8 protein-coding genes and 1 pseudogene are annotated in these 7305 nt (G+C 68.6%); 4 read left to right on the top strand and 5 right to left on the bottom strand.

The annotated features are described in order from the left end of the window. Positions 1–199: 199 nt before the first annotated feature. Positions 200–844, bottom strand: a complete 645-nt coding sequence (locus ACIBJF_RS51025) for a DUF1266 domain-containing protein (RefSeq protein ID WP_399184729.1) — start codon at positions 842–844, stop codon at positions 200–202. Positions 845–1118: 274 nt separating this feature from the next. Between ACIBJF_RS51025 and ACIBJF_RS51020 the strand changes: the two genes are divergently transcribed. Beyond that, on the top strand, positions 1119–1976 hold the full coding sequence (locus tag ACIBJF_RS51020) for an IS5 family transposase (protein WP_399184728.1): 858 nt from the start codon (positions 1119–1121) through the stop codon (positions 1974–1976). A gap of 124 nt (positions 1977–2100) precedes the next feature. On the opposite strand, the gene ACIBJF_RS51015 is transcribed toward ACIBJF_RS51020, so the two are convergent. Beyond that, positions 2101–2478, bottom strand: a complete 378-nt coding sequence (locus tag ACIBJF_RS51015; RefSeq protein ID WP_399184727.1) for a hypothetical protein — start codon at positions 2476–2478, stop codon at positions 2101–2103. Between ACIBJF_RS51015 and ACIBJF_RS51010 the strand changes: the two genes are divergently transcribed. Next, a complete protein-coding gene (locus ACIBJF_RS51010; protein ID WP_399184726.1) occupies positions 2456–2896 on the top strand; it encodes a transposase in 441 nt (146 codons plus the stop codon). The two genes, ACIBJF_RS51015 and ACIBJF_RS51010, sit on opposite strands and share 23 nt — an antisense overlap. A gap of 267 nt (positions 2897–3163) precedes the next feature. Here ACIBJF_RS51010 and ACIBJF_RS51005 read toward each other — a convergent pair whose 3' ends face one another. Both ACIBJF_RS51005 and ACIBJF_RS51000 read right to left on the bottom strand, forming a co-directional pair. Next, positions 3164–3610, bottom strand: a complete 447-nt coding sequence (locus ACIBJF_RS51005) for a hypothetical protein (protein WP_399184725.1) — start codon at positions 3608–3610, stop codon at positions 3164–3166. A 164-nt stretch (positions 3611–3774) separates the two neighbouring features. Continuing rightward, on the bottom strand, positions 3775–4020 hold the full coding sequence (locus ACIBJF_RS51000) for a helix-turn-helix domain-containing protein (RefSeq protein ID WP_399184724.1): 246 nt from the start codon (positions 4018–4020) through the stop codon (positions 3775–3777). A 304-nt stretch (positions 4021–4324) separates the two neighbouring features. Here ACIBJF_RS51000 and ACIBJF_RS50995 point away from each other — a divergent pair, with 304 nt between their 5' ends. Together ACIBJF_RS50995 and ACIBJF_RS50990 are read left to right on the top strand one after the other, a co-directional pair. Then, positions 4325–6256, top strand: a complete 1932-nt coding sequence (locus ACIBJF_RS50995; RefSeq protein WP_399184723.1) for a putative Ig domain-containing protein — start codon at positions 4325–4327, stop codon at positions 6254–6256. A 745-nt stretch (positions 6257–7001) separates the two neighbouring features. Continuing rightward, positions 7002–7184, top strand: coding sequence for a hypothetical protein (locus ACIBJF_RS50990; protein WP_399184722.1), 183 nt, complete (start codon positions 7002–7004; stop codon positions 7182–7184). Positions 7185–7199: 15 nt separating this feature from the next. On the opposite strand, the pseudogene ACIBJF_RS50985 reads toward ACIBJF_RS50990, so the two are convergent. Beyond that, positions 7200–7305 (bottom strand): annotated as a pseudogene (locus ACIBJF_RS50985) (RNA-guided endonuclease TnpB family protein); the annotation flags it as partial.

Raw genomic sequence — 7305 nt, 5'->3', positions numbered from 1 at the left:
CGACGGTGCCGGTCAGGTCCGCAGTCATTGTCACCCCACTTACCGTACCAGTTCGTAAACTGTTACTCGATTAAGATCGTTTATTAGTTTCGATGATATCAGATGCTCAATGATGGAGGGGGTCGCAGAGCCGGGGGTCGCGGTGGTGGTGAGGCCGCGGGCTGTCATGTATCCGCCCCGGTCGCAGGGGGCAGGTCCCTCACGTGCGACCGCGCTGGAGTCGGCGCGCGTGGTCGGGGTTGCTGATGGCGTCCCACGGTGCCAGGTTCCAGGGGCTGGCCCGGTTCGCCGGGTCGAGCAGCGCGCGCAGATGTGCCTCGGCAACGGCATGCGGGGCGGGAAGGGCCGCCTCCGACCGGCCCTGCAGCCCGTCCCGCCAGACCTTGCGCCCGAGCAGGTAGTGGTCGGCGTACTCGTGCCAGGAGGCGTACGTCCGCACGACCGTCGGCACGATGTTCTTCAGCGCGGTCCAGGCCTCGGCCTCGCTGATCATCCCGCTGCCGAAGCCGCGGCGGGTGATGTCGACGTACAGGGCCGCGTCCCAGGCCAACGGCGCGACGCCGAGGAGCCGGTGGACCCGCGCCCGGTAGCCGGTGCGCGCCAGCCCGTCGAGCCGGCCGATCAGCTTCTCACGCGAGGTGATCTCCCACTGGCCGGCCAGCCACTGCCTGGCCGCGTCGTCGTCGATCCGGGTGAACGGGTACAGCGTGGTCCGCGAGGCGTCCCGGTCCCAGTTGACCGGCGCGCTCAGCGACACCATCCACAGCTGGTGCATCGTGAGCGGGTCGGGGTACCGGCGCTCTGCCCGCGGCCTTCTCCATCTCGTCAAGCTCCACAAGGCCATGCGCCCGCACACTACGTCATGCCACACGCACCGCTGCAGGGTCCCCGGATCCACTGCTTCAGAACCCTTCGCGAATCCGGGTAGCGGCGTCATGATGTGGACTGACGTTCGGGTGGTGCGGGGATCGGAAAGATCGCGGCATGGCAACGGGACCTGGCTCTAGCGTGAGGGCTCTCTGCTTCCTCAACACGCCGACACCGAGTTCCCGTTGGTGCGCGTCAGTACATCCGAGTCCGTGGAGTCGGGCAAGTCGGCTGGTCACGGCTGTGACTGTATGGTGCATCGAGCGGGGAACGCGGCCGACGGCACGCGGCGGGAGCGCGTGTACTCCTCGGACCTGAACGGCAGGCAATGGCGGGTGGTACGGAAACCGATTCCGGTGCCGGCGTGGCTGCGGGGCCGGGGCGGGCGACCGGAGGGCTACTGCCACCAGATCATGATCGACGCGGTGCTGTACCTGGTGAACAACGGGATCAAGTGGACCGAAATGCCGGTGGGCTTCCCTCCGTGGAAGGCGGTCTACCGGTTCTTCCGCCGCTGGCAGGCGTCCGGCTTTCTCGACGTGCTGCACGACGCGCTGCGGGAGCTGGCCCGCAAGGCGGCGGGGAAGAAGGCACGGCCGACGGCCGCGATCGTGGATTCCCAGAGCGTGAAGGCGTCCTGGCACGTCGCCGCCGAGAGCCCGGGCTTCGACGGCGGGAAGAAGGTCACTGGCCGCAAACGGCACTTGGTGGTGGACACCCTGGGCCTGCTGCTGGTGGTCTGCGTGACCACGGCCGGCCTGCAGGACCGGGACGTGGCCGTGCCGCTGCTGACCCGGTTGCGCCGGGGCTTCGCCACGGTGAGGAAGGTGTGGGCCGACGGCGGCTACACCGGCTCCCTGGTGGACTGGGCCGCAGCCACGCTCGGCCTGGACGTCGAGATCGTCCGCCGCCCCGACGAGGCGAAGGAATTCGTCCTGCTCAAGCGCGGGTGGATCGTGGAACGCACGCTGGCGTGGCTGGTCAACTCCCGCCGTCTGGCCAGGGATTACGAGTACCTGCCCGCGGCCCACGAGGCGATGGTGAAGTGGGCGATGGTCCGCATCATGATCCGCCGCGTCGCCCGCGCCGGGACGGCGCCCACGGCCTGAGTCCAACAACCGGCCGGAGGGCTACACGGCCCCCGCCCAGGCATACACCCCGCGGCTCACCAGCCGCAGCCAGCCCTTCTGCGTCAGACGTTGCAGCCGGTTGCGCACGTTCTGCCGCGATCCGTCAGTGTCCGGCCAGCCCAGGCGCCGGTGCACCTCCACCGCCCGGATCCCCTCCGGCCCGGCCTCCCGGGACGATCTGCGCGATCTTCGGGTAGTCCCGGGGCAGCCGTGCAACGTCAGCGTCCGGACGCCACTTCGGGACGGGGGCCTGCTCTGCTTGGTCCATGGTGGCGTCCGCCGGCATCTCGCTGGCCCGTTCCCGCACCACCGCGTCGGCCTCCGCCGTGACCTCCGTAGCCGCCCGCAGACGCAACAGCCGGCCCTCGGCTTCCTGAAGTTCTCGCCGGGCCGCCTCCACGACCTGCTCAGCAGCCTGCACCGCCAGCTCGGCCTCGGCCAGCCACTCATCGACGACCTTGTCCCGGGTCACATGCGACACGAACCGATCTCCCAGCCGGACGGCAACACGAACGACGCCCACCCTGGGCCGCCCGGTCGGCCACGCACAAGACGATCAAGCGATCACTTCGAAATCATCGGATTCGAGAAGGGTTCTCAGCCTCCAACCCCGCGGACTCACCGAGGCCATCCAAGCTGCCCGCGCCCGCGTCCGGACCGGCGGCTTCAACCGCGACTACGCCCTGCGCGCCGGCATCGAGGACACCATCCGCCGGGCCACCCACACCACCGGCCTGCGTCGTGCCCGCTACCGCGGCCTGGCCAAGATCCGCCTCGATCACGCCGCCAGCGCCACAGCCCTCAGCCTCATCCGTGTCGCCGCCTGGGGGAACGGCCACCCCCTCGACCGCGCCAACCACAGCCACCTCGCCAGACTCCAACTTTCCCTCGCTGCATGACAGTTGGAATTAACCACCAAGATCGCGCAACGCGGGGCCAGCGCCGACGGGAGCGGCGCGTCGGTGGGGCGTACGTCCGGTGCTGCTGGAGGGTCCGGCGCACCGGTGCGCCGGACGAAGGCCGTTTCCGCGTGCGTCGGTTGCCGAACTCCTGGCTCCGGCGACCTCGGCCGACAGCACTTCGTCGCGATGCGTCCAGGAGGGCCTCAGCCGCCCTGCGCTCCGCGAGAGAGGTCCGCCGGCGCTCCCCGATCGGACGGTGAAGGCTCAGTACGCGAGGCGGCAGTTCCCCCAGGCTGCTGCCAGGACGCGCGGAATCTGTGCGATGTCGCCGCAGCCGTGCAGGCTCTGGGGGAAACCGTCGCTGGCGATGTAGATCCAGCCGCTCCCGGAGGTGGTGCGGAAGTACTTCGTGGCGCTGCCCTCGTCCTGCATGCCTACGAGTTCCGCGTAGGTGGCACCTGGGGTGGCTTGGAACCGGGCGGCAGCGTAGTGAACGGCGCCGCACTGGCCGTAGAAGAAGTGGTGCGGCACCGGCCTGATGTGGGAGAAGCGCGGGAAGCTGCGCTTGTAGGCCTCCGTCACGGCGGCCTTGACTTTGGCGCTGACGGTCAGGTTGCGGCAGCCGGGGATCGATACGGGCGCGGGATGGGTGTGGGTTCGGGTCGGGACCGCGGAGGCCTTGGTCGTAGCGGCGGAGGTGTGCGACGGCACCGGCGTGGTGGTGGAGCCGGAGGATGCCGCCGAGGGGGAGGCGGTGGGCTCTGCCGTGACAGAGACATCCGGAGTGGACGAAGCGGCAGTACCGGATGGGGTTTTGGACGCCGACGTCCCCTGATGGCACCCTGTCAGCAGCAGGATGCCGCCCATCAGCACTGCTACCACCGAGCTGCGTCGGGCACCGGACATGAGCGAGCCTCCTCTTCGACCGATCCAGCCACGGCCCGCGTGACCGGGTGCGCGGCAGCCGCACGGTTGTGGACGCGTTGGCGGGGCACACCGGCCTCACGCGCCACCTCAGCGGCTGTGTACGACTCACGTCTGACCAACGCGAGGTAGACCAGCGCCTCGTAGCGTGCCAAGCCCAGTGCCACGAGGTCATTGGCCGATCCGTCTGCATCCATGGCGTCACACGCTATAGCCGATCTGCCGCGGCCTCCTCGTCCGAGACCGGCCACGCCAACTCCACCTGCACGAACGACGGTTGGGGCTCCATCTAGCACCTATCGAGGACAAAGTTTTGCCTTTGACCAATAGTCACTTGGGATGGGCGCTCATTAGCATGGCCGACGGCCACCACTGATCGGGGTGGCAGCTTACAGCGAGGAACGTGCGCCACCCATAGCCCCGCGGCAGCAATGGGTGAGATCGTCACGATCCTGCCAGCAATGCGCCGTGGGGCCCCATCTTCCCAAGAAGGGCAGTCCCTTGCCATCACAGACCACGGACCACGCGAGACCCAACCCGCTCCGACGGTTCACCCGCCGCGGTGCCACCGCCCTGATGTCGGCCGCAGCCCTGATAGCCGGCGGCATGCTGGCCGCCGCGCCCCAGGCGGTGGCCGCGCAGCCCGCGCCACAGGGGTCAGGCAGCTCGGTCGCCAACCCCTACAGCCCCGCGTACCAGCACCCGTACCGGCACGGCGCACTGCCGACCCTCCAGCAGCATGCCAAGATGAAGGCATGGGCGGCCTCCCAGAAGTCCGCGAGCGTCGCGACCGGGCCGCAGACACTGTCCTACGGCGGCGGCGTCGACGGTATCGGCGTCCAGAGCGGCCACTCGAAGGTCTACCTGGTCTTCTACGGCACCCAGTGGGGCACGCAGAGCACCAACGGCAGCGGGGACCTGACCTTCTCCGGCGACTCGGCGGGCGCCGCGCCCGTCGCCCAGGAGATGTTCAAGGACATCGGCACCGGTAACGAGCGCTGGTCGGCCGACTTGACCCAGTGGTGCGACGGTCCAAACCTGACGACCGGCGCGACCAGTTGCCCGGCGAACGCCAACTTCGTCCCCTACCAGAGCGGCGGCGTGCTGGCCGGCACCTGGTACGACAACTCGGGGGCGTCACCCAGTGCCGCCACCGGGCACCAGCTCGGGGCCGAGGCCGTGAAGGCGGCCAGTCACTTCGGCAACACCACGGCCGCGTCGAACCGCGACGCGTACTACGTGATCCTTTCGCCCCACGGCACCAACCCGGACAACTACCAGGGACAGTACTGCGCGTGGCACGACTGGAATGGTGACACCACGCTGACCGGCGGTGCGGTCTCCTCCACCGTCGGCGACGTCGCGTTCAGCAACCAGCCCTACAACATCGACTCGGGCTCGGGCTGCGGGGTCGGGTTCGTCAACTCCCCCGGCACCCTCGACGGCTGGACCATGACACTCGGCCACGAGTGGCACGAGATGATGTCGGACCAGAACCCGGCCGGCGGCTGGACCAACCACACCGGCAGCTCATACAACGGCCAGGAGAACTCCGACGAATGCGCCTGGATCGCTCCGGGCCAGACGGGCGGAGCGGCCAACGTCACGATGGGCACCGGCACCTTCGCCGAGCAGGCCAGCTGGTCCAACGACACCAACGCGTGCGCCATTTCGCACGCCATCGTCGGCGGCACCACGGGCAACACGGTCACCGTGAACAACCCCGGCAACCAGAGCGGCACCGTGGGCACCGCCGTGTCCCTGCAGATGACGGGCTCCGACTCCGACACGAGCCAGACCCTCACCTACACGGCGACCGGACTGCCAGCGGGGCTCAGCATCTCCTCCAGCGGCAAGATCACCGGCACCCCAACCACCGCTGGCACCTCCTCCGTCACAGTCACCGCCAAGGACAGCACGAACGCCTCCGGTAGCACCTCGTTCACCTGGACCATCAACACCACCGGCGGCGGCTGCTCCAGCCCGGGCCAGAAGCTCGGCAACCCCGGCTTCGAGACCGGCACCGCCGCGCCCTGGACGGCCAGCACCGGCGTGATCGACAACTCCAGCGGTGAGCCTGCCCACTCCGGCAGCTGGAAGGCCTGGCTGGACGGCTACGGCACCACTCACACCGACACCCTGTCCCAGTCGGTGACCATCCCGTCCGGATGCAGCGCCACCTTCTCCTTCTACCTGCACATCGACACCGCCGAGACCACCACGACCACCGCCTACGACAAGCTGACCGTCCAGGTCGGAACCACCACCCTGGCCACCTACTCCAACCTGAACGCGGCGAGTGGCTATGCACTCAAGTCCTTCAACCTTTCCAGCTACGCCGGTCAGACGGTGACCCTGAAGTTCACCGGCACCGAGGACTCCAGCCTGCAGACCAGCTTCGTGGTCGACGACACCGCCCTCAACGCCTCCTGACCCCATCAGGCCTCTGGGCACAGCACGACATGTTCCGCCCCAGCAGGGAACCACGGCTGGGGCGGAGCCGTCCCATCGACACAAGATGCCTGGAAAGGGGAGGGGCGCATTCACGATGCTTCCGCGCACCCACTTGGCACTCCGCTTCGGCACATGCCTGACTCTCGCCGCCATCTCGGCTTGCGGCGCCAACTCCGTACAGTCTGACGCGCCAACCACGCCAACGCCAATACCTCTCCATCTGGATGAGCGCGCGAACCACACCACCGTCTCGGCCACGGTGGGCACCTCGGTGGTGGTTACGCTGCACAGCACATACTGGTTCGACCTCAGCAGCGGAACGCCGGATGTCCTGGCCGCCGTCGGCACGTCGCGGGTCACACCGGCCCACACTTGTGCCCCGGGCGTTGGCTGCGGCACTGTCGAACTCGCCCTGCGTGCCGTCCGGCCCGGCTCAGCGCACGTCACAGCCCGCCGCACCAGTTGCGGCGAGGCCCGGCGCTGCGGTGGCGATGAAGATCGGTACAGCGTGACGGTGAAGATCCGTGGATGACGATTCGGTAGCAGCCGCCACCCGGAAGAGGGAGCCACCGCTTACCCCGAGCAGATCCCTGCGATTACTGAGCCTCGATCCACCGCGCGGTAGTCGGTCTGTGGACGACGAAATGAGAAGAGGTGCCCGCTGACCTGGGATAATGGGAGTTCCTACGCCCTCATCAGTCCCACGAAGCAAGGCACCTCGTAAGTGAAAGTCTCCCACAGCCCGGCGACGCTGTTCGCCGCGCTCGACGACCCGGACCTGATCGCGTATGCCGGGCTGGTCCCGACGATCCGACTGGCTGAGCGGTGCGGTCTGCCCCGGTTGGTGGCCGAGAAGTTGAAGGCTCCCCTCCCTGGGGGGAGGGGATGCGTCGCCCTCCAGGGCTGAGTGGGGATTTACGGCTCAGGCCGCCGCCGGAGCCGGCGGCTCAGGTGGTCTTACGCCCTCGACACCGTCCGGGTTCCAACCTGCCCGGACCAGCATCACGCGGGCGGAGTTCTTGTCCCTG

The organism is Streptomyces sp. NPDC050743, assembly GCF_044456925.1.
In the GTDB taxonomy this organism is placed as follows: Bacteria; Actinomycetota; Actinomycetes; order Streptomycetales; family Streptomycetaceae; genus Streptomyces.
The sequence above is the reverse complement of the archived record's forward strand: the minus strand, read 5'-3'. Positions and strand labels throughout refer to the sequence as shown.

Bases quoted from the DNA above. Each gene is read 5' to 3' on its own strand.
- ACIBJF_RS51020 (WP_399184728.1), top strand. From the start codon at position 1,119: ATGGTGCATCGAGCGGGGAACGCGGCCGACGGCACGCGGCGGGAGCGC.
- ACIBJF_RS51000 (WP_399184724.1), bottom strand. From the start codon at position 4,020: ATGGATGCAGACGGATCGGCCAATGACCTCGTGGCACTGGGCTTGGCA.
- ACIBJF_RS51025 (WP_399184729.1), bottom strand. From the start codon at position 844: ATGGCCTTGTGGAGCTTGACGAGATGGAGAAGGCCGCGGGCAGAGCGC.